General features: G+C 68.2%; 24 protein-coding genes and 1 pseudogene. 10 read left to right on the top strand and 15 right to left on the bottom strand.

From position 1 onward, the window contains the following. Positions 1-12 precede the first annotated feature (12 nt). Positions 13-1014 (bottom strand): metal-dependent hydrolase, encoded by a 1002-nt coding sequence (locus tag TX76_RS03210; RefSeq protein ID WP_049899044.1) that lies wholly within the window; start codon positions 1012-1014, stop codon positions 13-15. A gap of 129 nt (positions 1015-1143) precedes the next feature. On the opposite strand from TX76_RS03210, the gene TX76_RS03205 reads away from it, so the two are divergent. Beyond that, positions 1144-2316 carry a pyridoxal-phosphate-dependent aminotransferase family protein gene (locus tag TX76_RS03205; RefSeq protein ID WP_049899041.1) on the top strand — a complete coding sequence of 391 codons (1173 nt, stop codon included), beginning with the start codon at positions 1144-1146 and terminating at the stop codon, positions 2314-2316. A 30-nt stretch (positions 2317-2346) separates the two neighbouring features. Here the strand turns inward: TX76_RS03205 and TX76_RS03200 are convergent, their stop codons facing one another. Together TX76_RS03200 and TX76_RS03195 are read right to left on the bottom strand one after the other, a co-directional pair. Next, positions 2347-2667, bottom strand: a complete 321-nt coding sequence (locus TX76_RS03200; protein ID WP_049899039.1) for a DUF7116 family protein — start codon at positions 2665-2667, stop codon at positions 2347-2349. Between the two features lie 62 nt (positions 2668-2729). Further along, positions 2730-2969, bottom strand: a complete 240-nt coding sequence (locus tag TX76_RS03195; protein WP_049899037.1) for a DUF5816 domain-containing protein — start codon at positions 2967-2969, stop codon at positions 2730-2732. 131 nt (positions 2970-3100) lie between these two features. Here TX76_RS03195 and TX76_RS03190 point away from each other — a divergent pair, with 131 nt between their 5' ends. Beyond that, positions 3101-3508, top strand: a complete 408-nt coding sequence (locus TX76_RS03190; protein WP_049899035.1) for a universal stress protein — start codon at positions 3101-3103, stop codon at positions 3506-3508. Positions 3509-3523: 15 nt separating this feature from the next. On the opposite strand, the gene TX76_RS03185 is transcribed toward TX76_RS03190, so the two are convergent. Next, positions 3524-4555 (bottom strand): mechanosensitive ion channel family protein, encoded by a 1032-nt coding sequence (locus TX76_RS03185; protein ID WP_049899033.1) that lies wholly within the window; start codon positions 4553-4555, stop codon positions 3524-3526. A 466-nt stretch (positions 4556-5021) separates the two neighbouring features. On the opposite strand from TX76_RS03185, the gene TX76_RS03180 reads away from it, so the two are divergent. Both TX76_RS03180 and TX76_RS03175 read left to right on the top strand, forming a co-directional pair. Beyond that, on the top strand, positions 5022-5765 hold the full coding sequence (locus TX76_RS03180; protein WP_049899031.1) for a proteasome assembly chaperone family protein: 744 nt from the start codon (positions 5022-5024) through the stop codon (positions 5763-5765). Between the two features lie 125 nt (positions 5766-5890). Then, a complete protein-coding gene (locus tag TX76_RS03175; RefSeq protein ID WP_049899029.1) occupies positions 5891-6100 on the top strand; it encodes a phage terminase large subunit family protein in 210 nt (69 codons plus the stop codon). Here TX76_RS03175 and TX76_RS03170 read toward each other — a convergent pair whose 3' ends face one another. Genes TX76_RS03170 through TX76_RS03155 form a run of 5 tightly spaced genes read right to left on the bottom strand, consistent with a single transcriptional unit; the run spans position 6101 to position 10457 of the window. Continuing rightward, complete coding sequence (locus TX76_RS03170; RefSeq protein WP_049899027.1) at positions 6101-6955, bottom strand: translation initiation factor eIF-2B; 855 nt, start codon at positions 6953-6955, stop codon at positions 6101-6103. A 47-nt stretch (positions 6956-7002) separates the two neighbouring features. After that, positions 7003-7125 carry a Mut7-C RNAse domain-containing protein gene (locus TX76_RS18255; protein WP_228842293.1) on the bottom strand — a complete coding sequence of 41 codons (123 nt, stop codon included), beginning with the start codon at positions 7123-7125 and terminating at the stop codon, positions 7003-7005. A 2-nt stretch (positions 7126-7127) separates the two neighbouring features. Continuing rightward, positions 7128-8891, bottom strand: coding sequence for a DNA polymerase/3'-5' exonuclease PolX (gene polX / locus TX76_RS03165; RefSeq protein ID WP_049899025.1), 1764 nt, complete (start codon positions 8889-8891; stop codon positions 7128-7130). Positions 8892-8925: 34 nt separating this feature from the next. Further along, the gene (gene meaB, locus TX76_RS03160; protein WP_049899023.1) at positions 8926-10044 is read right to left on the bottom strand and encodes a methylmalonyl Co-A mutase-associated GTPase MeaB; all 1119 of its coding nucleotides are present in this window, start codon (positions 10042-10044) and stop codon (positions 8926-8928) included. After that, positions 10041-10457, bottom strand: coding sequence for a cobalamin B12-binding domain-containing protein (locus TX76_RS03155; RefSeq protein WP_049899021.1), 417 nt, complete (start codon positions 10455-10457; stop codon positions 10041-10043). Before TX76_RS03155 ends, meaB begins: the two co-directional genes overlap by 4 nt. 111 nt (positions 10458-10568) lie before the next feature. Between TX76_RS03155 and TX76_RS03150 the strand changes: the two genes are divergently transcribed. Then, positions 10569-11177, top strand: a complete 609-nt coding sequence (locus tag TX76_RS03150) for a DUF420 domain-containing protein (RefSeq protein WP_049899019.1) — start codon at positions 10569-10571, stop codon at positions 11175-11177. A 17-nt stretch (positions 11178-11194) separates the two neighbouring features. Here the strand turns inward: TX76_RS03150 and TX76_RS03145 are convergent, their stop codons facing one another. From TX76_RS03145 to TX76_RS03125, 5 genes and pseudogenes are all read right to left on the bottom strand, one after another. Then, entirely contained in the window at positions 11195-11947 is a 753-nt protein-coding gene (locus TX76_RS03145) for an ABC transporter permease (protein ID WP_049899017.1), read from the bottom strand. Continuing rightward, positions 11944-12996: an ABC transporter ATP-binding protein gene (locus TX76_RS03140; RefSeq protein ID WP_049899016.1), complete on the bottom strand. Its 1053-nt coding sequence runs from the start codon at positions 12994-12996 to the stop codon at positions 11944-11946. Before TX76_RS03140 ends, TX76_RS03145 begins: the two co-directional genes overlap by 4 nt. A gap of 72 nt (positions 12997-13068) precedes the next feature. Beyond that, the gene (locus TX76_RS03135) at positions 13069-13299 is read right to left on the bottom strand and encodes a SelT/SelW/SelH family protein (protein ID WP_049899013.1); all 231 of its coding nucleotides are present in this window, start codon (positions 13297-13299) and stop codon (positions 13069-13071) included. 70 nt (positions 13300-13369) lie between these two features. Further along, positions 13370-14047 (bottom strand): DUF7546 family protein, encoded by a 678-nt coding sequence (locus tag TX76_RS03130; RefSeq protein ID WP_049899012.1) that lies wholly within the window; start codon positions 14045-14047, stop codon positions 13370-13372. 22 nt (positions 14048-14069) lie between these two features. Further along, a pseudogene (locus TX76_RS03125) lies at positions 14070-15516 on the bottom strand (heme o synthase). Positions 15517-15631: 115 nt separating this feature from the next. Here TX76_RS03125 and coxB point away from each other — a divergent pair. After that, on the top strand, positions 15632-16477 hold the full coding sequence (gene coxB, locus TX76_RS03120; protein ID WP_049899010.1) for a cytochrome c oxidase subunit II: 846 nt from the start codon (positions 15632-15634) through the stop codon (positions 16475-16477). 186 nt (positions 16478-16663) lie between these two features. Continuing rightward, positions 16664-19810 (top strand): FAD-binding and (Fe-S)-binding domain-containing protein, encoded by a 3147-nt coding sequence (locus TX76_RS03115; RefSeq protein ID WP_049899383.1) that lies wholly within the window; start codon positions 16664-16666, stop codon positions 19808-19810. Between the two features lie 25 nt (positions 19811-19835). Here the strand turns inward: TX76_RS03115 and TX76_RS03110 are convergent, their stop codons facing one another. Continuing rightward, complete coding sequence (locus TX76_RS03110; protein ID WP_049899008.1) at positions 19836-20690, bottom strand: cytochrome c oxidase subunit 3; 855 nt, start codon at positions 20688-20690, stop codon at positions 19836-19838. A gap of 151 nt (positions 20691-20841) precedes the next feature. Between TX76_RS03110 and TX76_RS03105 the strand changes: the two genes are divergently transcribed. The 3 genes from TX76_RS03105 to TX76_RS03095 all read left to right on the top strand — a co-directional run bounded on the left by TX76_RS03105 (position 20842) and on the right by TX76_RS03095 (position 22056). Next, entirely contained in the window at positions 20842-21108 is a 267-nt protein-coding gene (locus tag TX76_RS03105) for a hypothetical protein (RefSeq protein WP_049899006.1), read from the top strand. 111 nt (positions 21109-21219) lie between these two features. Further along, positions 21220-21624: a DUF7541 family protein gene (locus TX76_RS03100; RefSeq protein ID WP_049899005.1), complete on the top strand. Its 405-nt coding sequence runs from the start codon at positions 21220-21222 to the stop codon at positions 21622-21624. 39 nt (positions 21625-21663) lie between these two features. After that, complete coding sequence (locus TX76_RS03095) at positions 21664-22056, top strand: DUF6684 family protein (RefSeq protein ID WP_049899003.1); 393 nt, start codon at positions 21664-21666, stop codon at positions 22054-22056. Positions 22057-22256: the final 200 nt, after the last annotated feature.

Raw genomic sequence — 22256 nt, 5'->3', positions numbered from 1 at the left:
AGACTCCCGTCCTCAGAGAGCGCCGTAGGCGATCGCGTATCCGACCGACGCGAGCGTGACCGCCGCGAGACCGGTGGCCGCCGCCGCGAGCCTGTCGTGGTCGTCGAACGGACGCTGCGCCCGTCGCCACGCGCGCCACCGCCGCCGCCACACGAGCGGCACGGGGCCCACGACGCCGACCGCGAGCACGCTGAACACGAACTCGTACGACGACGCAAGCGTCGGTGCGGGGATCGCGAGCACCGCTGCCGCGTAGGCCACGCCGAGCGCCGCCCGCCCGTGAATCACGTCTCGCATCCGACGGTCGGTGAGCGACGCGTACACTGCGAGCGCGAGCCAGATCGTGGCGAGTTCGAGCCAGAACGCCCCGAACAGGTGAAGCGTCGGGTCGGCGGCGAGGACGAGCCGCTCGTGCAGGAGGGTCGCGTCGAACGGGTAGAGCAGCCGTGGCGGCCCGCCGGTGACGAGGTCGCCGAACGGGTGGCTCGCCAGGCCGAACAGCGCGACGACCGACACCGCGCCCGGGGAGCAGCCACCGAACCGCACCGCCGCCGTCGCCACTCCGAGCCCAGCGATCCCGAACACGGCCATAACGCACGCACCGAGCGGACCGCTGACGATTCCGGCGATCACGACCAGGCCCGCGAGAACCGCGACGGCCACACCGTGCTCGGCGATCCCAGCAGTCGACGGATCGCCCGCTCGCTCCACACCCACCCCCGTCCCCGCTTCCGCCAGGCACCAGCAGCCGAACGCGACCGCCGCGATCGGCGCGACGACGAGGGAGTGGGTCACCGCGCGGTGGACGACGTTCCCGGCGGCCCAGAACCCCTCGACGTCGAGCGCGCCGGAGGCCACCACGCCGATCGGCGCGTAGAGGATGTCGACGTCGGGCAGGGTGGCGAACGCGCCCGCGGCCACGCCGAGCGCCAGCGCGTGCTCGCGCGAACGCCCGATCCAGCGCGCGCCCGCTGCAACGAGCGCGAACGCCAGCAGTCCGTGGCCGACGAACATGTCTCGATCAAGAGTGCCAACGGTATTAAACGACTCGCGGGCGGGATAGCATGGCACACAGCGTCGCGAGAGACGACGATCGCTCACAGTAGTACCCATCCTTTTGTCGCCGGCGCTCCCGACGGCGGTATGGAGCCACCCGACGTCGGCGAGCTCGTGCCGCCCGACCGGACCCTGATGGGGCCCGGTCCGAGCGAAGTCCACCCACGCGTCCGGCGCGCGATGAGCACCCCCATGGTCGGCCATCTCGATCCGGCGTTCGTCGACCTGATGGACGAGGTTCAGGAACTGCTTCGATACACCTTCCGGACCGACAACGAGTTCACCATCCCGGTGAGCGGCACAGGGTCGGCCGCGATGGAGAGCGCGATCGCGAACCTCACGGAACCAGGCGACACCGCGCTCGTCCCCGACAACGGCTACTTCGGCGAGCGGATGGCGTCGATGGTTCGCCGGGCCGGCGGCTCGGTCGAGGTCGTGGAAGCGCCGTGGGGCGCACCGCTCGACCTCGACGACGTGGCCGCCGCGTGCGAGACCCACGACCCCGACGTGGTGGGGTTCGTTCACGCCGAAACCAGCACCGGCGTCCTCCAGCCCGACGTGCCGGCGCTCACCGAGATCGTCCACGACCACGGCGCGCTCACGATCGCGGACACCGTGACGTCGCTCGGCGGCGTCGAACTCCGAGTCGACGAGTGGGGGATCGACGCGGCGTACTCGGCCACCCAGAAGTGCCTCTCCGCGCCGCCCGGCGCGAGCCCGCTCACCCTCTCCGAGCGCGCGGTCGAGAAGGTCACGAACCGCGACGCGCCGGTTCGCTCGTGGTATCTCGACCTCTCGCTGCTCGCGGACTACTGGGGCGAGGAGCGGGCGTACCACCACACCGCGCCGATCACCAACGTCTACGCGCTCCGCGAGGCGCTCCGGCTGGTGGCGGAGGAAGGGATCGAAAATCGGTGGGAGCGCCACGAGCGGGTCGCGGGCGCGCTCCGGGACGGCGTCGAGGCGATGGGGCTCGGCCTCGCGAGCGAGTCGTGGCTCCCGAGTCTCAACACCGTCGCCCTCCCCGACGGCGTCGACGACGCGGCGGTCATCGATCACCTGCTCTCCGAGCACGGGATCGAGGTCGCTGGCGGGCTCGGCGATCTCGCTGGCGACGTGCTGCGAGTGGGCTGTATGGGCCACTCCGCGCGGCCGACGAACGTCCTCGCGCTCGTGGCGGCGCTCGGCGATGCGCTCGAAGCTCAAGACGGCGACGTCGATCCCAATGCCGGCCTCGCGGCGGCGCGACGCGGGCTGTAATCCGACAGTGCTGCTGTAGCCCGGCGGCCGTCAGGCGACGAGCGCGGGGCCGAGCGAGGGGTGGAGCACCTCGTACTCACCCGCACCGTCGACGCCGATGACCGCCCAGTCGTAGTCGGGTTTGGTCGCGAGCAGTCGCTCGCGAAGATCCCGTGCGGCGTCTTCTCGGGCGACGAAACACCGGAGATCGCCCGACTCGGGCAGTTCGGTCGACTCGTCGGCGGCAGTGACGTCGACGACGCGCCACTTGCGTTCGGCGCTGAACTCGGGGCCGTTGCCGGAGACGGTGTAGCCGAGGTCGGTGAAGATCGATCGAGCCGCTTGGGTCGGTGGCGTGGTAACAACCCTCATTCACCGAGAGCTACTGCGCGTCACATCATAAACCTTCGTGCCGTCGACGGTCCGGCCGACCGCTACTCGTGGGCCGCGTCCCACTCGTCGGGCTTCTTGATGTTGGCACACGCGTTGCACTTGAGCCGGCCCATCGCGTCCATCGCGTTGTCGAACGCGCCGCAGTTCGCACAGTAGTAGCCCCACCGCGAATCGGCGCGTTCCGTGGTGTAAGCGACGAAAAACGGCCCCTTCGAGCCGCGCTCGGCCGTCTCTCGGTCGACGTAGAGCTGCCGGCCGTCCGCGGTCGTCTTCGCGTCCATGATCGGTGGTGGAGCGCGCCGAACAAGTGCGTGCTGGGTCCCGTCTACAGGGATCGCTACGGACGACCGTTCGGGACGGCCGTGTGATCGAATGAAAAGGTTCAGGCGCACTGCGCCACTCGGGGCATCCGATGACGCTGGTCGTCGTGCCCGTCCGGTACCCGCTGACCGAGCACTCCCGGCGCACGCTCGAAACCGCCATCGCGGTCGCCGACGAGCGCGACGCCGCGCTCTCGGTGCTCCACGTCGACCTCTACCAGGCGAACCAGCGGGTCACCCAGACCGACCTCAAGCACGCGGTCGAAGGCGAGTTCGGCTCGCTCGACCGGACACGGTACGCGGTCCGCACCGGCTTTCTCGTCGAGGAGACCATTCTCGACGAGGTCGCCACCGAGGACGCCGACGTGGTCGTGATCGGCCGGAAACAGGCCAGCCGGTGGCGACGGATGGTCCGCCGGATCACCGACGAACCCGACGTCGCACAGTACCTGAGCGACCAGCTCGACTGTCGCGTGGTCGCCGCACCCCGCTCCGAGTGAGCCAGGTCGCCGCGCTCAGCGCCGCCGATCGTCGAAACGCGGTCCGTCACCCGGAGTGGCGTCGTCGGAATCGTCGAAGACGACCTGGGTGTGTGGGTACGCGAACTCCACGTCGGCCCCGTCGAGTCGCTCCCAGATGTTCTCCTGCACTGCGGAGCGAACAGTCAGAAGCTTGTACGGCTCCCGAACCCAGTATCTGAGGGTCAGGAGCACACCGCTGTCGGCGTACTCGTTGATGTAACACGTCGGCGCGGCCGGGTATCGCGCGCTGCCGATCCGGATGTCCGGCCCGCCGCGGATGACGACATCGACGTCGCGTGCCGCGCGCTCGATCAGGTCCCGCGCCGCGTCGAGATCCCCCTCGTAGGTCACGAGGATGTCGAGCGAGAGCCTCGTCCGCGGGTCCTCGGCGGAGTAGTTGATGACGTCGCGGTCCCGAATCGTCCCGTTCGGGATCACCAGAAAGGTGTTGTCGAGTGTGAAGATCTTGGTGTATCGGAGCGTGATGTCCTCGATGAACCCCGTCGTGTCGTCGGCGGCGTCGATGATCCGCACCATGTCGCCGATCTCGTAGGACTGATCGGTGAGCACGAACAGCCCGCTGACGATGCTCCCGAGGATCGGTGCGGCCACGACCGCGACCGCCGCGGTCAACACCGTGACCGAGAGCAGGATGTTGCCGAGATCGACCCCGGCGAGCGCGGCCACCACGAACACGGCGAACAGCATGACGCTCGCCCGGACCGACCGCAACACCGCCCGGCTGACGCTCGGCCGCCTGAAACGTCTGGCCACCCGTCGGCCGAGCAGCCTGACGAGCACGTTCGAGCCGTACCACGCGATCGCGAGCACCGCGAGCGCCAGCGCGACCCGAACCGACCACTGGGGGACCCACTCGGGGAGCAGCCGGCTCGCGGTCTCGACGACCTCGCCGGTCCCGTTCGCCAGCGATCCGTTCTCGGGCGTCGTGTTCCCGGTGGTGCCGTTGGCTTCGGTACCGACCTGCAACCCCTGCGTGACGCCGCGCGCCACCCGCACCGGCTCCATACGCTCCGGTCACCGGGGTCGGGAAAAAGCGTTCCGCAACCACCTTTTTACTTCGTCGAGTGCGCTCGCTACGCTCGCGCACCGCTCTCTGCTCGCGGGCCGAAGCCCGCTCGCACGGTACGAGGGACGCTCCGCGTCCCTCGCTACTCGCAAAAAGGTGGACCAAAAACACCCGCTCGCTCGGCCGTCGGCCTCGCTCGCGGTAGGATTGCTGGCGCTTTCCGCAACCGCGCCGCAGTCGCACCGCCGAAGCCCTCGCTCATGGTTCGAGAGAGCGAAGCTCTCTCGTCATCACGAAAGGCGCTTCGCGCCTTTCGAACGACTCCGTTCGCTCGCCCTTCATCCGCCAGGCCCCGCTACCGCACCGCCGTAGCCGCACCGCAACCGCCCTCGTTACCGAGCCGCCGTTCGTGGCTCGGTCGTCGGCCGAGAAACGACTAAACGCCCTGCCGTCGTGGGTCGACACATGGCCGAGACGATCCGCACCAGCCCCGACGCGACGTTCGACGTGATCCACGACGCGGAGCCGCCGGCAACGCTGCTCGCGGGTTTCGCGGAGTTCGGGATGGCCGGCCTCACCGCCGCCGACTCGCTGGTCGACCAGCTCGATCTCGAACAGACGGGCCACATCACCGCCGACCGGCTCCCCGCGATCACGCCGTTCTCTGAGGGCATCGCACGCCACCACACGAGACTGTTCTCCCGTCCTGACCTCGACGTCACGGTGCTCGTGGGCGAACTGTTCGTCCCGATGCCGGCCGCCGCCGCGCTCGCCGAATCGGTCCTCGACTGGACCGAGGCGAACGGGGTCACGGAGGCCGCGGTTCTCTCGGGAGTACCGATGGCCCACGGCCCCGGCGAACACCGATCGTTCTACGTCGCCACCGAGGAGTACCGCGAACGACGGCTCGACGGTGTCGATATCGAGGCGATGGGCGGCGGCTTTCTCGACGGGATCAACGGCACGCTCATGGCTCGTGGGATCGACTCGCCGCTCGACGCCTGCGTGCTCACGACGCCCGTCCATCCGCTCGCACCCGACGCCGAGGCCGCCGCGCGGCTGCTCGAAACCGCCGACGGGATCTACGATCTCGGGGTCGACGCCGAGCCGCTGCGCTCGTTCGCGGCGGAGGTCCGCCACCACTACGAGAGCCTCGCCGATCACGTCGAGCGCGAGGACCACCGCTACGACGACATGATGTTCGGATAGCGCGCCGTCCCGACACACATCTCGTCGACCGTTCGATCTCCCATTCTACTCCATCGATTGGTGGAGTAGTTCATCTGAAGGTACTCTCCGCCAGACGTATATTCGTCGCAGCCGTACCGTCGACCATGACACGATCGGAACGCCGGCCACCACCGGACGGCGGCACACGACGGAAATCGACGTTGTACTGTCCTGACTGCGGCCACGAGAGCACGATCGGTGGCGACTGGCGCGTCGAACACACGACCGACGGTGACCGCGACCGCGCCGTCTACACCTGTCCCGAGTGTGACGCGGTCGTCGCCCGCCGACCCGCACGCCTCGCGCTTGCGTAGTCAGTCGAGCGCGCCCATCCCCTCGTCGGTGATGACCGAATCGAGAAGTTCGACCGGCGTCGCGTCGTACGCGGGGTTTTCGAGCCGGAACCCCTCGGCCGGTTCGCGCATCACCTCGCTGCTCGACCGGAACTCGTTCTCGAAGACGAACCCCTCGTCGATGATCTTCGCCCCCGAGCCGATCACGGTGACGGGCACGTCACAGGCCGCGGCGGTCGCGGCGATCGGAAAGGTTCCGACCCGGTTGTAGAGGGTGTCGCCGACGATGCAGTCCATCCCGAAGAACACGCGATCGCACTCGGGGAGGAAGTGCCCGCAGGCGCTGTCGACGATCAGGTGTGGCTCGATCCGATCGATCCCCGCGAGGGTGCGCGCGCTCTTGCGCCCGAGGTAGCGCGGACGGGCCTCGGTCACGTAGACGTCGAGGGCGGCCCCGTCGCGCGCCGCGAGTTCGATCGCCTCCAAGACTGTGGAGGAGTAATCGTGGGTCAGCACCGTCATCCCGTCCTCGATCGCGGCCGCGCCGTACTCGGCGGCCCGGCGTTTCGCCATCTCGACCCGTTCGATCACGGTACGGATCGCCTCGCTGGTTCGGGCCTTCGCGGCCTCGATGTCCCCGGGGTCCGCGCCCGTCACCTCCTCGACGATCTCGCGCTGGGTGTTCTGGAGCGAGGCGTGGGAGGGGTTGGCCTGGCGGAGCGCGGTCGCGTTGCGCTCGACGTCCCGGAGGTAGTCGTCGAGGCTCCGGAACTCCCGCTCAGTCAGCGTTTCGAGCGCGTGGGCGGCCTTGACGGCGACCACCGAGGAGGAGTGGGTCCGCATCTCCCGGATCTCCTCGACCGTCTCGTCGATCATACCCCCCATGTGTCGGGTTGCGGTGAAAGTCCTTCCCCTCCACCCCTTTACTTCGGGGCCTCGCGCTCAACCTCCTCGATTCCTCTATCGAGCGCGTAGGTCGCGTCGTGGCCACACATCCGGCAGTAGACTGCAATCGTTCCGCATATCACGTCGAACAGCAGTTTCACGGTCAGTCGGCGAGAAATGCGCACAGTCCCTCGAGATCGCGGGCGTTGAGCACATCGCCGGCCTCGGCCCAGCCCCGCCTCGCGGTGTGGACGCCGTAGCGAAGCAGCTCGTAGCTCGCCGGCCGGTGGGCGTCGGTGTCGACGGCGATCGTCGCCCCGGCCTCGATCGCGGTCCGGACCGCGCCGCCCGAGAGATCGAGCCGCTGGGGGTTCGCGTTGACTTCGAGCGCGACGCCGTGCTCTGCGGCCGCGCGCGCGACCCGATCGAAGTCGAGTTCGAGGCCCGGTCGCCGGTTCAGATAGCGCCCGGTCGGGTGGCCGACGATATCGACGTGGGGATGTTCGATCGCCGTCACGAGCCGGTCGGTGCCATCGCCGTCGAGTCCGCTGTGCGGCGAGGCCACCACGAGATCGAGGTCGTCGAGCACCTCATTGCCGACCGACACCCCGCCGTCGACGTCGATGTTCGCCTCGACACCACAGAGTACGTCGATATCGGCGTCGACGGCGGCGACCACGTCCTCGATCGCGCCGCGCTGCTCGCGGAGATCGTCGTCCGAGAGCCCGGTGTCGGCGACGATCCCTGGCCCACTCGCGTGATCGGTGATGCAGACGTACTCATGCCCGAACTCGGCCGCGCCAGCGATCATCTCCTCGATCGCGTACTTGCCGTCCGACCAGTCCGAGTGAACGTGAAGGTCGCCGCGGATGGCGTCCGGTTCGACGAGGTTCGGGAGATCGCCCGCGGCGGCCGCGTCGATCTCACCGCTGTCCTCCCTGAGCTCGGGCGGAATCGAGGGGAGATCGATCGCTTCGTACATTCCAGACTCGGTCTCGCCCGCGACCCGCTCGCCGACGCGTTGGCCAGAGTCGGGGTCGTCAACGTCGCTGACGTCGAACACACCGTACTCGTTGACCTTCAGATCGCGCTCGATCGCACGGTTTCGGACCCCGATATTGTGGTCGCGACTCCCCGTGAAGTACTGGAGCGCGCTCCCGAACTCCTCCGGCACGACCACCCGGAGATCGAGGCGGACGCCGTTCGCCCGGAGGCTTGCTTTACTCGTACCCGCCTCGATCACGGCGTCGGCACGATCCCACTCGGTGAAGTGCTCGACCACGCTTTCGGGATCGTCGCTCGCGACGAGGAGATCAACGTCGCCGATGGTCTCGCGCCACCGCCGGAGCGAGCCCGCGAGCTCGCACCGCTCGACTGCCCCGTCCGCCCCGCCCACTCCGTCCGCGACATACTCTTTGAGATCCTCACCGAGCGGGCGCGCGTCGCCGAGCAGCGAGCGCTCGTTCGCCTGGCGCGCGAACGCGATCCCCGCGAGGATGTTCTCCTCCGAGGTCGCGCCGAACCCGGAGATCTCGCGGATCTGCTCCTCGCTGGCGACGGTTTCGAGGTCGTCGAGATCCTCGACACCGAGCTCGTCGTACAGCGTGCCGACCGTCTTCGGCCCGACACCCTCGACGCTCGTGAGCGCGGCCATGTCGACCGGCAGCTCCGCCCGGAGTTCCTCCAACTCCTCGATATCGCCCGTTTCGACGTACTCGACGATCTTCGCGGCGAGCGCCTCACCGACTCCCTCGATTTCCTCGATTCCTTCCCCGTCGTCAGCCACGAGCGATTCGACGGATTCGGGGTGGGCGCGGACGTTCTCGGCCGCCCGACGGTAGGACTGGGGTTTGTACTCGACCCCGGTAGCTTCGAGTCGGTCGGCGAACTCCTCGAACCGATCGGCGACTGCGTCGTTTCGGCTCACGCCGATCCGCCGCCTTCGGGGGTCACTGCCCCCCTCATCCGTCCTCGCGGCGCTCGCGGAGACACGCCGCAACGGGGTCGAGAACGTCGTCGGCGATCCCGTACGGATCGGTTTCGCCGGCGACGACACCGTCGACGAGATCGTCGATCCCGCCGCGGGCGTCGATCTCCTCGGTGAGCAGGGCGGCGGTGTCCTCGCGCAGTAAGGTTCGGATCTCCTCGGCGTAGCGCTCGCGGGCCTTCGCGGCGGCCTCGCCGGTCGCATCGAGATGGGCGTGGTGGTCGTCGATCGCGTCGAGGAACGCGTCGACGCCCTCGCCGTGGGTGGCGACCGCCTCGACGATCGGCGGCGTCCACACCGCGTCCGACCCGCCGTCGTCGCCTGGTTCGGCCTCGGCTTGCTTGAGCGCGGCTCCGTCCGTCTGGCCGGCGTGCCCGTCCGCACCGTCCCCGGCGGGCTCGGCTTCGGCGTGGTGACCGTGGCTCGCGTGCTGGTCGTTCCTCCCCGAACCGGCGTTCCCGCGCAGGTCGAGCATCTCTCGGAGTTCCTGGACTGTTCTATCGGCCCCGTCGAGATCGGCCTTGTTCACCACGAACACGTCCGCGATCTCCAGGATTCCGGCCTTGAGCATCTGGACGTCGTCGCCGCTGCCCGGCTGGACCAGCACGCAGACCGTGTCGGCGGTCTTCACGATGTCGATCTCGTTTTGTCCTGCGCCCACCGTCTCGACGATGATCCGGTCCTTCCCGAACGCGTCGAGCGCTTTCACCGCGTCGGCGGTGGCGATCGAGACGCCACCGAGGCTGCCGCGCGCGCTCATCGACCGGAAGAACACGTCCATGTCGCCGACGTTCGAGGCCATCCGGATGCGGTCGCCGAGCACTGCGCCGCCGGTGAACGGCGAGGACGGGTCGATCGCGATTATTCCCACTGTTTCGCCGCGGTCGCGGTACGTCTCGGCCATCTTGTCCACCAGTGTGGATTTCCCCGCGCCGGGACTTCCAGTAATGCCGATCACTTCGGCGGTGCCGGCGTGCTCGTAGAGGCCCGAGACCAGATCGCGGTAGCCGGGCGCGCGGTTCTCGATGTTGGTGATCGTGCGCGCCAGCGCGCGGTGGTCACCGTCGAGCAGCCGTTCGAGCAGGTCGCTCATCGCTCGGGGGCGTTCTCGCGGACGAATTCGATGGTATCCTCCATCGACGCGCCGGGGCCGAAGATCGCCGAGACGCCCTGTTCTTTCAGCTCGTCTTTGTCCTTGTCGGGGACGATCCCGCCAACCAGTACCAGGGTATCGTCGAGGGCGTCGTACTCGTCGAGACCCTCCAAGATTTTGGGGACGAGCGTGTTGTGCGCGCCCGAGAGGATCGAGATCCCGAGCACGTCGACGTCTTCCTGAACTGCTGCCTGAACCACCTCGTCGGGCGAGCGATGGAGCCCCGAGTACACCACCTCGAAGCCCGCGTCGCGGAACGCCCGCGCGATGACGTGTGCGCCGCGGTCGTGGCCGTCGAGACCCACCTTGGCGACGAGACATCGGATCGGTTGCTGTGTCTGCCCCGCACTCATGCGGCAACGTTTGCCCGCCCGCGGTTTGGGTCTATCGGTGGATCGATTCCGACTTTCACCCGTTCGTCAGAAATCCGAAGACGGATACCGCCCGCGGCCCGATGGCAACGCATGGCCACCGCGAGCGCCGAGGGGCCGGTGAAGCGACATCCGCTCGCCGTCACCGCCGTCCTCTCGGTCGTCGGCTACGTGCTCGTTCTCGGGAGCTTCGCCGGCATCGTCGACGTCTTCCCGTCGATCGGCGAAGAGACCGTGCTGTTGTTCTCGGATGCGATCGCGGTCATCAACAGCCTCGCGCTGACCGCGCTGCTCGTCGGCTACGTCCTCATCCGCCGCGGCGACGTGTGGCGACACCGCGCGGCGATGCTCACCGCCTTTTCGCTGATCCTCGGCTTCCTCGTGCTCTACCTCTGGAAGATCGGCGGGGGGTTCGAGAAGTCGATCGTGATCCGCGAGGGCCAGTTCCTCGGGAACTTTGCGGGTATCATCGAGCCGATCTACCTCGCCATGCTCGCGATCCACATCCTGCTGTCGGCGGTCGCGGTCCCGGTCGTGATCTACCCGGTGGTGCTCGGACTGACCCACACGCCCGCCGAACTCAGAGAGACCGCCCACGCACGGATCGGTCGGATCGCGGTCGCGTCGTGGTCGCTGAGCCTCTTTTTGGGCGTCGTGACCTACTTCCTGTTGAACCACGTCTACAGCTGGGTTCCGCGATAGCTCGCAACCGTTTCTGTTCAGTCCGTTCGCGGTAGGGCGTACGCTCCGAGCGCGACGAAGCCGACCGCGAGGACGCAGAGGACGACGAGATCACCGCCCCAGTTCGCTGCGCCGGTTCCGTTCGTCACCGCGCGCACGCCGCGCGCGAAGTAGGTGAGGGGGGAGAGATTCACGACCGGCTGGAACCACGTCGGAAGGAGGTCGGGCGGGACGAACGTCTCCGAGAGGAACAGAAGTGGAAGCGCGATCGTGTTGCTCGCGGCGATCGTCCCGTCGGTGGAGTCGGCGAGGCTGCCGAGCAGCGCGCCGACGCCACAGAACAGCGCGACCGCGACCCCGACGAACGGGATCAGTGCCGGCGAGAGCACTACATCGGCCCCGGTGACGAGCACCACGAGCCCGAGGATGAGCAGGCTCGCGATCCCGATGATGACGACGTTGACGAGCGTTCTGGCGAGCAGCCACTCCGCACGGGAGAGCGGCGTGGTCGCGAGCTTCTCGAAGCGGTTGCCGTCGCGGTGGCGCGCGACCGTGCTGCCGATCCGCGAGAGCGGTGTGAACAGCACCACGACCGCGAGGTAGCCAGGCACGTAGTAGCCCGCCGGCTCGGTGAACAGCCCGCCGCCGGTGGGCTGAGTCTGGACGAGCACGCCGAAGATCAGGATCAGGAGGACGGGAAAGAAGAACGTGAAGAAGACCGCGGTCCGCCGCCGGAGGAACGATCGCCAGGCGGCCGTGAACTCCGCACCGACCCGGCCGATGGCGGTCACTGTGCGACCCCCGTCTCGCCGTCGGTCGCGTTCGGCTCCGCCGGCGTCTCCGCCGCCGTGTCGTCGCCGTCGTCGTCCGCCGGCTCCGCGACTGGCTCCCCGCCACCGGTGACCGCCGTGCCAGTCACGGCGAGATAGACGTCTTCGAGATCGGGCTGTCGCCATTCGAGACCGTCGTAGACGACCCCGGTGCGTTCGAGATCGTCGACCACCGAGCCGATATCTTCGGCAACCACCCCGTGGACCACGAGTTCGGTGTCGTGTAGTTCGACACGATGGCCCGCCTCGCCGAGTGCGTCCACCGCAGCCGCCGGCGACGGGACCGTGACGTCGCTGGCAGCTGTGGCGTCCTCGCTCGGGTCGGCGACGAAGTCGACCACGACCCGGTTCTCGCCCCCGTGTTCGGCAATGAGGGCTGCGGGGGAGTCGACGGCGGCGAGGCGACCATCGGCGAGCAGTCCCACCCGGTCGGCGAGGCGCTCGGCCTCGGTCATGTCGTGGGTGGTAAGGAGAACGGTCGTCCCGCCGTCGGCGAGATCGGAAAGGAGGGTCCGGAGATCGCGGCGGCCGGCGGGATCGATGCCCGTCGTGGGCTCGTCGAGCACCAGGAGGTCGGGATCGTTCACGAGCGTCGCGCCGACACAGGTCCGGCGGCGCTGGCCGCCCGAGAGGTTTTCGTAGTGGGTGTCGGCAGTGTCGGCGAGCCCGACGTCCGCGAGCACGCTCTCGACGTCGCGGGGATCGTCGTAGAGGCCGGCGTAGTAGTCGATCAGCTCGCGCGCGCTCAGACGTTCCGGCGGGGTGAACTCCTGGGGCAGGACGCCGAGACGCGACTTCGCGACGGTCGCGGGCGACTCGCCGAACACCGACACCTCGCCGTCGACAGCGGTCGTGCCGGTCAGCGCTCGGACCAGCGTGGTCTTGCCAGCGCCGTTCGGTCCGACGAGGGCGAACACCTCGCCAGCGTCGACCGACAGCGAGACGCCGTCGAGCGCGACCCGATCGCCGTACTCGCGACGGACGTCCTCGGCGACGAGTGCCCGTTGCATGTCGAAACCGAGTGGCGGAGTCGTTCTAAGGGGATCGATTCGGTGACGATCGTTCGCACCGCTGACTGGTAGTCACAGCCGACCGCGGACTTCCCGTACGATCCCGTCGACGTCGTACTCGTCCTCTTCCTTGTCGAAGACGGTCTCGTCGTCGACCGCGACCGTGAGCACGCCGTGATCGCCGGTCACGAGCGCCACCCGGTCGAGTTCCTCGCCGAGGCCGGCGAGGAGCGCGTGCTGGATCTCCTCTGCACGTTCGAGGAAGCCACACGGGACGCAGTATTCGATCTCTACCGTTGCCATGCAGATCACGACGGACGCGGGCGATTTACGCTTTTGCCCGCTCTGCGCCCGCCGCCGCTCGTCGCCGGCACTACTCGCTGCCGAACGGTCGCCAGTACAGCAGTCCGACCGTGACGACGAAGATCGCGGTCGAGAGTCCGTACGACCCCGAGAGCGCGGCGCTCGCGACCGCCGAGGAGCTCCCGGCGACGCCGCCGACGAGCGAGGCGAGCACGGGCCACGTACAGCTCACACACGAGAACAGCCCCAGAACGCCGCCGATCGCCGAGCCCGCCACGTCGAGCGCGGTGGCGTAGACCAACACGGCGAGCGCGACGTAGCCCACGATCTTGTACGGGAGGAGCGCGAGGCGGACCGCCTCACCGCCGTAGATCAGCGCGGGGCCGCTGCCAGGGGGCAGCGGTGCGATCCGGAGGCCGGTCGCCATCGCGCCGAGACCAGGGCCCACGAGCCCGCCGGCGTACGCGAGCACGGCGAAGTAGCCGACCGCGAACGCGCCCGCGGCGTACCGCCGCCGCCGGCTCGCCGCCGGCGGATCGGTTCGCAGCAACGCCCAGAGACCGACGTTGATCCAGACGAACGGGTAGACGTAGTACCGGACCGCGGTCGGCGTGACGTTCGGCTGGGCGAGGTACGCGAACAGCGCGATGAGTTCGGCGTTGACGAGAATCGCACCCCACAGCAACGTGCCCCGGCTCGGCCGGGCTCGTGCGAGCCGATCCGCGACGGTGGAACGATCGTCGCTCATGAGGGATCTGGAACGTGCGGAATCACAGCACGACGGCGTCGATCACGACCGCGACGAGCACCGCGCCGAGGTAGGCGTTCGACGCGTGAAACGCCCGGAACGCGGCGCGTTCGGTTCGCTCGCGATGGAGCCGGACGACCGCCCAGAGGAACAGGCCACCGAAGGCGACCGTGGCCGCGGCGTAGAGCCAGCCGAGTTCGGCGACCGCCGCGAGCACGCTCGCGCCGAGCAGGGTTGCCCCGAGATACCAGAGGATGTGCCGGCGGGTGACCCGCTCGCCACGGACCACGGGCATCATCGGGAACCCGCCGCGCTCGTAGTCGTCCTTGTACGCGAGCGCGAGATTGTAGAAATGCGCGGGCGTCCAGAGGAAGATCACGCCCGCGAGCGCGAGCCCCGGGACGCCGATCTTCCCCCGTGACGCCGACCCAGCCGATGATCGCCGGTAGCGCGCCCGCTGCGCCCCCCAGCACCGTGTTCTGCACTGTGTTCGGCTTGAGCACCAGGGTGTAGATCACGCTGTAAAACAGGATGGCACACAGCCCGAGCGCCGCCGCGAGCAGGTTCACCGAGTAGAACAGCCAGAGCGACGCGATCGCGAGCACGCAACCGAAGACCATCGCGTTGCGCACGCCCACCTCGTCGGTCGCGAGCGGCCGGTCGGCGGTTCGCTGCATCCGGCGGTCGATGTCGCGTTCGAGGACGTGGTTGAACGTGCCGCTCGCGCCGATCGCGAGCACGCCACCGCCGAGCACCCGCACGACTGTGCCGGCATCGAGTGCCGGCCCGGCGGCGAGCGCCATCCCGGCGGCCGCGACGAGACACAGCAGCCACATCAGCCGGGGTTTCATCAGTCGGAAGTACGCCCTCCCGACTGTCCGTGCGCGCTCGATCGGTCCCGTGTCCCCCATGGACTGCGGCTGGGTCATCGTCGGTTTCGCCTCCGTCTCCGAAACCGCCGGTTCGGATCGACTCCCGGCGGACGGTGCGGCGGTCGTCGTGGTCGACGCTTCACTGAGTGCGGCGGTGCCAAGGGTCTCGGCCTCCAGCGTCCACGCGAGCGCGACTACGAGCCCGGTGAAGATCCCCACGCCGCAGACGAGGTGGGCAGTCGAGACCCACGCCGTGGTGGTGGTGGCGGCGAGCGCGCCGATGCCGACCTGGATCGGGTAGCACACGAACGGGATCACGAGAACGAGCTTCGCCCGACGCGGTGCGGGCGTTCGCCACGTCGCGACGATCGCGGCGAGCACGACCAGGCCGGCGAGCACCGCGGCGACCCGGTGGCCCCACGCGATGAGGAGCTGGGGGTCGGCAAGGTCGACTCCACAGGCCGGCCAGGTCGTGCACGCCGCGGCGGCATTGGAGAGCGTCGTGGTCGCCCCGATCACGACGAGGAGGTAGACGCCGACGGCTGCGGCGGCGAGCAGCGTCGGTACCCGCGACGGGACGTGAGTGTCGGTGGCCACGGCTGGGATAGCTCGGGTAAACCGTTCACGGCCGCCGCACTTAGGCCCCGCGTTTTCGGCCACCGAGCGGGAAAGTCAGCAGGTATTTATGCGCAACTGCCCGAGTTCGGCACAGATGAAGCGAACGCGTCTCGGCCTGTTCGGCCTGCTCGTCGTCGCGTTGCTCTTCGCCGCCGTGGAGCCGGCGCTGGCCCAGTCGATCAACGAGCGGATGATCACCAACCTGAACCAGTCGCTGCTGTACGTGGCGATCCCGATCACGATCCTCGTCGAGGCCATCCTGATCTACACGGTGGTGAAGTACCGCAACAACGACGATCCTCAGCCGACCCGCGAGAACCGCCGTCTCGAGATCACGTGGACGATCACGACCGCGATCATCCTCCTGTTCGTCGGGCTCGCGTCGTTCGTGGTGCTCGCGAACCCCTACATCTCGCTGGTGCCCGACGCCGCCGGCCAGCAGCCCCAGGCCCAACAGCAGGTGGGGGCGGATCTCCTGATCAACCAGTCCGGCGCGACCGCGCCGACGGAGGGCGACGCGGTCGAGGTCGAGATCATCGCCTACCAGTGGGGCTGGACCTTCCACTACCCCGAGGCGGGCGTCAACTCCTCGAGTACGCTCGCCATCCCGAACGGCACCGACGTCTACCTCCACACCACCTCGACCGACGTGATCCACGCAGTCCACGTTCCGGAGCTCGGGCTGAAACAGGACTCGATCCCCGGCCAGTACAACACCATCAAGACCAACGCCACCGAGACGGGCTCCTACCAGCTCTACTGCGCGGAGTTCTGCGGATCGGGTCATTCGGGAATGCTCGCGAACATGACCGTGCTGCCGCCCGAGGAGTACCAGACGTGGCTCGACGAACAGGAATCGTCCGGCGGTAACGCTTCAGCGGGCGGTAACGCCTCGTCCAACAGCTCGGCGATCGGCGCGGTTTCGGCGAAGCCGGCGTAACTCCTCCTCGCTGGTTCGGTGCCAAGCCGGGTTCGACGACTTCCTGCGATCCACTTCGACTCGGGTCACCGACGAGTCCGACCAAAGGCCCATGTTCGCTCTCGTTCTCGGTCCAGCCATGCGATGCACTCGTCCGGTTCAGCCGTTCACGAAATCGTGTGGCGACCGCCGAACCGTCGTCCAGCGATGACCGAAGGGGTTCGGCAGTCGGCCGGGACCGATCCGACCGACCACGACGTGAACTACGACTATCGAAGTGCGGAAGTCGCCAGACCCGAACTCCTCGACGATCTTCGCTCGCGGATCGAGGGCGACGCACGCTTCGACACGTACACCAGGCAGCTGTACGCGACCGACGCGAGCGCCTACGAGGTGACACCCATCGGGGTCGTGTTCCCCCGCTCGACCGCCGACGTCGCCAGGGTGATGGGCTACTGCGCCGAGCGGGAGATTCCGGTGCTCCCGCGCGGCGGCGGGACGAGCCTCGCAGGACAGGCCGTCAACGAGGCCGTCGTCCTCGATTTCACTCGGTACATGGATTCGCTCCTCGACGTCGACCCCGAGTCGGGGACCGCGCGCGCCGAGCCAGGGATCTACCTCGCCGACATCGACGAGGCGCTCGCCCCCCACGGACTGAAGTTCGCTCCCGACCCGGCGTGGGGCGACAAGAGCGCGCTCGGCGGGGCGATCGGTAACAACAGCACGGGAGCGCACTCGCTGGTGTACGGCAAGACCGACGCCTACGTCGAGTCCTGTGAGGTCGTGCTCGCCGACGGCACCGTGACCGAGTTCGGCGAGATCTCGATCGAGGAACTCCGCGAGCGCGCCGATTCGGCGGGCGACCTCGAGGCCCGAATCCACGCCGCGGTCGCACGGATCGTCGACGAGGAGCGGGCGACGATCGAGGACGCCTACCCCGATCTCAAGCGCAACGTCTCGGGGTACGACCTCGATCGGGTGGTCGAGGATGCGAACTCGGGAAGCGTCAACCTCGCCCGCCTGCTCTGTGGCAGCGAGGGCACCCTCGCGATCGTCACCGCGGCCACCGTGTCGCTCGAACCGATCCCCGAAACGAAGGCCGTGGCGCTGCTGTCCTACGACTCGCTGGGCGACGCGATGGAGGACGTCGCGTCGATCCTCGACCACGATCCCGCCGCGGTCGAGGTGATGGACGACGTGTTGCTCGATCTCGCGCGCGACACCAGCGAGTTCGCGGACGTCGTCGGCATGCTGCCCGACGGCACCGACTCCGTCCTCCTCGTCGAGTTCTACGCCGACTCGGACGACGACGGCAAACAGCAGGTTGCCGACCTCGTTGTCGACCGAGTATCTGGAGCTGACCCGGCGGCGGAGCCGAGCGACGGCGCGGCCGAAACGACGGAAGACCGACGGTACGCCCGGGCGGCGATGGAGGCCCACGATGCCGACACCCGCGCGCAGTTCTGGAAGCTCCGCAAATCCGGCCTTCCCATTTTGCTCTCGCGGACCTCGGACGCGAAACACATCTCGTTCATCGAGGACTGTGCCGTGCCGGCCGAGCGCCTCCCGGAGTACGTCGACGGCTTTCAGGCAATCCTCGACGACAACGACACGTTCGCGAGTTTCTACGCCCACGCCGGGCCTGGCGTGCTCCACGTCAGACCGCTCATCGACACCAAAACCGTGGAGGGCGTCGGTCGGATGGGGCGCATCGCCGACGCCGTGACCGATCTCGTGGTCGAACTCGACGGCTCGGTGTCGGGCGAACACGGCGACGGCCGCGCCCGCACCCAGTGGAACCGGAAACTGTACGGCGATCGTCTCTGGGGCGTCTTCCGCGACCTCAAGTCGGCGTTCGATCCCGACTGGCTCCTCAATCCCGGTCAGGTCTGTGGTCTCCCCGACGAGGGAGCGAGCAGTACCGGACAGAGGGATGCGAACTCGCTCGATCTAACCGAGAACCTCCGGTTCGATCCGGACTACGAGTTCGACGCCAGGTTCGATCCCACACTTCAGTGGAATAACGAGAACGGGTTCGAGGGGATGGTCGAGCTCTGTCACGGCTGTGGCGGCTGTCGGGGCCACCAATCGACGACCGGCGGCACGATGTGTCCGACCTACCGCGCTGCGAACGAGGAAATCCAGAGCACCCGCGGGCGGGCGAACCTGCTTCGCCAGGCGATGAGCGGCGACCTCGCCGCGGGCGAGCAGTTCGACGTCGAGTTCATGCAGGAGGTGATGGACCTCTGTATCGGTTGCAAGGGCTGTGCGAACGACTGCCCGAGCGAGGTCGACATGGCCAAGCTGAAGGCCGAGATCACCCACGAACACCACCAGCGCCACGGCACGAGCCTCCGCGACCGGCTGTTCGCGAACGTCGACCGGCTCTCGGCGCTCGGGAGTCGGTTCGCGCCGGTGTCGAACTGGGCGTCCGAGTTGCCTGGCGCGCGCACCATCCTCGAGAAGACCGTCGGTATCGCCGCCGAGCGCAGTCTGCCGACCTTCCACGACGAGAGCTTCGAGGCGTGGTTCGACGCACGCGGCGGCGCGCAGGTGACGGCCGGCGACGCCGAGCGGAAGGTCCTCCTGTTCCCGGACACGTACACGAACTACAACCATCCCGACGCCGGGAAGGCCGCCGTCGAAGTGCTCGAAGCCGCCGGAATCCACGTCCGGCTGCCGCTCGGCGTCGCCGACAGCGGCCGGCCGGCGTTCTCGAAGGGATTTCTCGACGAAGCACGCGCGGCCGCCGAGCAGAACGTCGCCGCGCTCGCGCCGCTCGTTCGACGCGGGTGGGACGTCGTGATCGTCGAGCCCTCCGACGCGGTCATGGTTCAGTCCGACTATTCGGATCTGCTCGGGCCTGACGAGAGCGTGCCGACGGGCACCGTCGCGGCCGGTGAGGGCGGCGAGCAGCCGGCGACGGACGGCGGAGTGCGAACGAGCGACGTCGAGTGCGTCGCCGGAAACACCTACGGCGTGATGGAGTACGTCGACCGGTTCCGGCTCGACGAGGCGCTCGGCGCTACCGTCCCCGACGAGTCACTCACCTACCACGGCCACTGCCACCAGAAGGCCACGAAGAAGGATCATCACGCTGTCGGCGTCCTCCGACGAGCGGGCTACGACATCGACCCGCTGGATTCGGGCTGCTGTGGGATGGCCGGCTCCTTCGGCTACGAGGCCGAGCACCTATCGATGAGTCGAGCCATCGCCGACGTGCTCTTCGAGCAAGTGGACCGGAGCGACGGCGATCGGGTCGTCGCGCCTGGTGCGTCCTGTCGAAGTCAACTCGGCGAGCGCGAAAACACCGAACCGCCACATCCGATCGAGAAACTCGCCGAAACGCTCTGATCGGCGCTTGCAGTCGGCGAACCCCTTAGACCACGGCCCCGACGTAGAGCACCACGACGAGGAAGAGCCAGACCACGTCGACGAAGTGCCAGTACATCGAGACCGTACTGACGGAGGTGTGGCGCTCGGCGGAGTACTGCCCGGCGAACGCCCGAACGAGGACGATCCCGATCAAGACTGCGCCCATCGTGACGTGGAGACCGTGGAGACCGGTGAGCCCGAAGAAGGCGCTCGCGAAGATGCCGCTGGTGAGCGTGAACCCTTCGTTGACGATGAACTCGTAGTATTCGAGGATCTGGCCCCCAATGAAGACGATCCCGAGAATCGCAGTGACAGAGAGCAAGCCGAGGAACCGACGGCGATTGCCCTTTCGGAGCGCGACCTCGGCGAAGTGGAACGTGAAGCTGCTGATCACGAGGATCGCGGTGTTCGCGAGCACCAGCGAGCTCAGCAAGTGCGGAAGCTCGCCAGGCGTCCACGTGCCGACCCGGATGAAGAAGTAGTAGATGAACCCCGCCCCGAAGGTGGCGATCTCGGTGCCGAGGAACAACACCATCGCAAAGCGGAGGGTGTCCGCGCTGTGTTCGTCGGTGCCGCGCGACCAGAAGTCGGCGACGAAGGCGTGATACAGCCAGCCGAACAGCCCGGCGAGGAACAGGCCGGCGCTCGCGACGACCACCGCCGGGCCGGCGATCGGTGGCACGATGTCCACGTCGCCACGTCCCAACAGGAAGAGCGCCGCGCCGACGTATATCCCGGCCGCGCCCGCCGCGCTCACGAAGGGCCACCAGCTCGCCTCGCCGAACCCGCGCGGCCAGTCCTCGTCCGCCGGGAGATGGTGGCCGCCGTGTTCCTCCGCCGTGTCGTCCGCTGTTCCCATGCGCTCGGGTTGCGGACCGACCACCAAAAACCCTCCCAACTGCTCGTCGCCCGTTCCCGATCGCTTACTCCACCGTTCATCTCGATGCCCGTTCCGCCGCGATCGCCTGGCTTCGGAAACTACTCGGCCGTGGCGACCCGAAAGTCCTGCAGTGGCCCACGAACACCCGCACGAACCAACGTCGGACGACGACGCCGCGGTGTGTGCGTACTGCGGTCGGCGGTTCGTCCACGAGGACCACCTCGCCCTCCACCGGGGTCTCGACCACACCGACGCGATCACCGACGCCGAGCGCGACGCGTACGAGACCGCGGAGGCCGCAGAGCACGAGGCGCTCCGGCTGTTCCGGCTGAAGGCCGTTCTCGTGCTCGTGGTGTGCTACTTCCTCTTCTTCGTCGCCTACCTGTTCGCCGTCTGACCTCCGATCCGCGGACATCGATCGCGTCGGGGCCAGCACGGCGTCGCGCCCCCATCGAGTGCGACCGGTGGCTTTCGATGGGTTTCTTACGCTCGCCGCCCAACACGTGGTATGGACGAGCAGCCGGGTGTGAGCGACCAGTACCGGACGTCGAGCCCGTGGCCGGTGATCGTGGTGCTCGGGTTCGTGTGTTCGGAGCTCGGACTGCTGTTCAACGTCTTCCCGGTCGCGGTCGGCGGCCTGCTCCTCCTGGTCGCCGCGGTCGCAGGGATCGTCCAGGAGTCGGGCTACGCCGACCGGCCGTGGAACCTGCTCGTGGGGCTCGGCGGTGTGCTCGTACTGCTCGGCGGCGTCCTCACCGTGACGCAGCTCGCCGCCGTGACGCCGGACGCGCTCGTGACTATCGTACGCGAACCCAACGGAATCGTCGCTCGGGGTGTGGCGGTCGTCGTCGCGGGCCTGGTCGCGCTCGTCGCGGGGGCTGGCGGGCGGTACGTCGAGAGCGAGCCGTACTGAACCGACAACCTATTTATCGGGCTGGCCGAAGCCGCGGCAATGGCAGAGCGTACCTTCGACCGCGAGACGCTCCTCGACCTCACGGTCAACGTCATCCCGCTCGGGATCATCCTGTTCTTCGTGGTGCTCTTTCTCGTCATCAGGCCGTGGGAACAGAACCTCGTTCTGACCGTGGTCAGCATGGCGCTCCTGGTGGTTCCGTTCGTCGCCCTCGCCCTCCTCACGTATCTCTCCGGCCGCGTCATTGCGAGTGCGGAGCAAGCCGACGCCAGCGCGACGGACGAGGACTCGGGCACCCTCGAATCCGGCTCGAAAGGGGCGACCAGCGACCTGTCCGAGGGCGTCACCGCCGAAACTGCCGACGAGAACAGGAACGAGGGCGGCGAGGCGGACGACCTCGAACCTGCGGTCACCGAAGCCGACTCCAACTGACTCGGGGAGGCGAGAAGGGGTCGAGCTTCGGCGCGTTCGATCGTCGCGAACGGTCGTCGATCGTCGCCGATTCGCCAGGACTGTCGACGACACGTCTCGCCGATGCGATCGGTCGTCACGTCCCGAGTGCGGCCTCCCTCGGGCGATTCGACTTCCCGAACTGCTGGCCGAAATCTAAGGACTCTTTACGCTCTGGATTC

Origin of the sequence: Halococcus agarilyticus (assembly GCF_000334895.1) — an archaeon.
Classification (GTDB): Archaea; Halobacteriota; Halobacteria; order Halobacteriales; family Halococcaceae; genus Halococcus; species Halococcus agarilyticus.
This window is presented reverse-complemented; position numbering and strand designations above follow the sequence as displayed.

Excerpts from the sequence above, each read along its gene's own strand:
- TX76_RS03210 (WP_049899044.1), bottom strand. The coding sequence starts at position 1,014 with ATGTTCGTCGGCCACGGACTGCTGGCGTTCGCGCTCGTTGCAGCGGGC.
- TX76_RS03205 (WP_049899041.1), top strand. The coding sequence starts at position 1,144 with ATGGAGCCACCCGACGTCGGCGAGCTCGTGCCGCCCGACCGGACCCTG.
- TX76_RS03200 (WP_049899039.1), bottom strand. The coding sequence starts at position 2,667 with ATGAGGGTTGTTACCACGCCACCGACCCAAGCGGCTCGATCGATCTTC.
- TX76_RS03195 (WP_049899037.1), bottom strand. The coding sequence starts at position 2,969 with ATGGACGCGAAGACGACCGCGGACGGCCGGCAGCTCTACGTCGACCGA.
- TX76_RS03190 (WP_049899035.1), top strand. The coding sequence starts at position 3,101 with ATGACGCTGGTCGTCGTGCCCGTCCGGTACCCGCTGACCGAGCACTCC.
- TX76_RS03185 (WP_049899033.1), bottom strand. The coding sequence starts at position 4,555 with ATGGAGCCGGTGCGGGTGGCGCGCGGCGTCACGCAGGGGTTGCAGGTC.
- TX76_RS03180 (WP_049899031.1), top strand. The coding sequence starts at position 5,022 with ATGGCCGAGACGATCCGCACCAGCCCCGACGCGACGTTCGACGTGATC.
- TX76_RS03175 (WP_049899029.1), top strand. The coding sequence starts at position 5,891 with ATGACACGATCGGAACGCCGGCCACCACCGGACGGCGGCACACGACGG.
- TX76_RS03170 (WP_049899027.1), bottom strand. The coding sequence starts at position 6,955 with ATGATCGACGAGACGGTCGAGGAGATCCGGGAGATGCGGACCCACTCC.
- meaB (WP_049899023.1), bottom strand. The coding sequence starts at position 10,044 with ATGAGCGACCTGCTCGAACGGCTGCTCGACGGTGACCACCGCGCGCTG.
- TX76_RS03155 (WP_049899021.1), bottom strand. The coding sequence starts at position 10,457 with ATGAGTGCGGGGCAGACACAGCAACCGATCCGATGTCTCGTCGCCAAG.
- TX76_RS03150 (WP_049899019.1), top strand. The coding sequence starts at position 10,569 with ATGGCCACCGCGAGCGCCGAGGGGCCGGTGAAGCGACATCCGCTCGCC.
- TX76_RS03140 (WP_049899016.1), bottom strand. The coding sequence starts at position 12,996 with ATGCAACGGGCACTCGTCGCCGAGGACGTCCGTCGCGAGTACGGCGAT.
- TX76_RS03135 (WP_049899013.1), bottom strand. The coding sequence starts at position 13,299 with ATGGCAACGGTAGAGATCGAATACTGCGTCCCGTGTGGCTTCCTCGAA.
- TX76_RS03130 (WP_049899012.1), bottom strand. The coding sequence starts at position 14,047 with ATGAGCGACGATCGTTCCACCGTCGCGGATCGGCTCGCACGAGCCCGG.
- coxB (WP_049899010.1), top strand. The coding sequence starts at position 15,632 with ATGAAGCGAACGCGTCTCGGCCTGTTCGGCCTGCTCGTCGTCGCGTTG.
- TX76_RS03115 (WP_049899383.1), top strand. The coding sequence starts at position 16,664 with ATGACCGAAGGGGTTCGGCAGTCGGCCGGGACCGATCCGACCGACCAC.
- TX76_RS03110 (WP_049899008.1), bottom strand. The coding sequence starts at position 20,690 with ATGGGAACAGCGGACGACACGGCGGAGGAACACGGCGGCCACCATCTC.
- TX76_RS03100 (WP_049899005.1), top strand. The coding sequence starts at position 21,220 with ATGGACGAGCAGCCGGGTGTGAGCGACCAGTACCGGACGTCGAGCCCG.
- TX76_RS03095 (WP_049899003.1), top strand. The coding sequence starts at position 21,664 with ATGGCAGAGCGTACCTTCGACCGCGAGACGCTCCTCGACCTCACGGTC.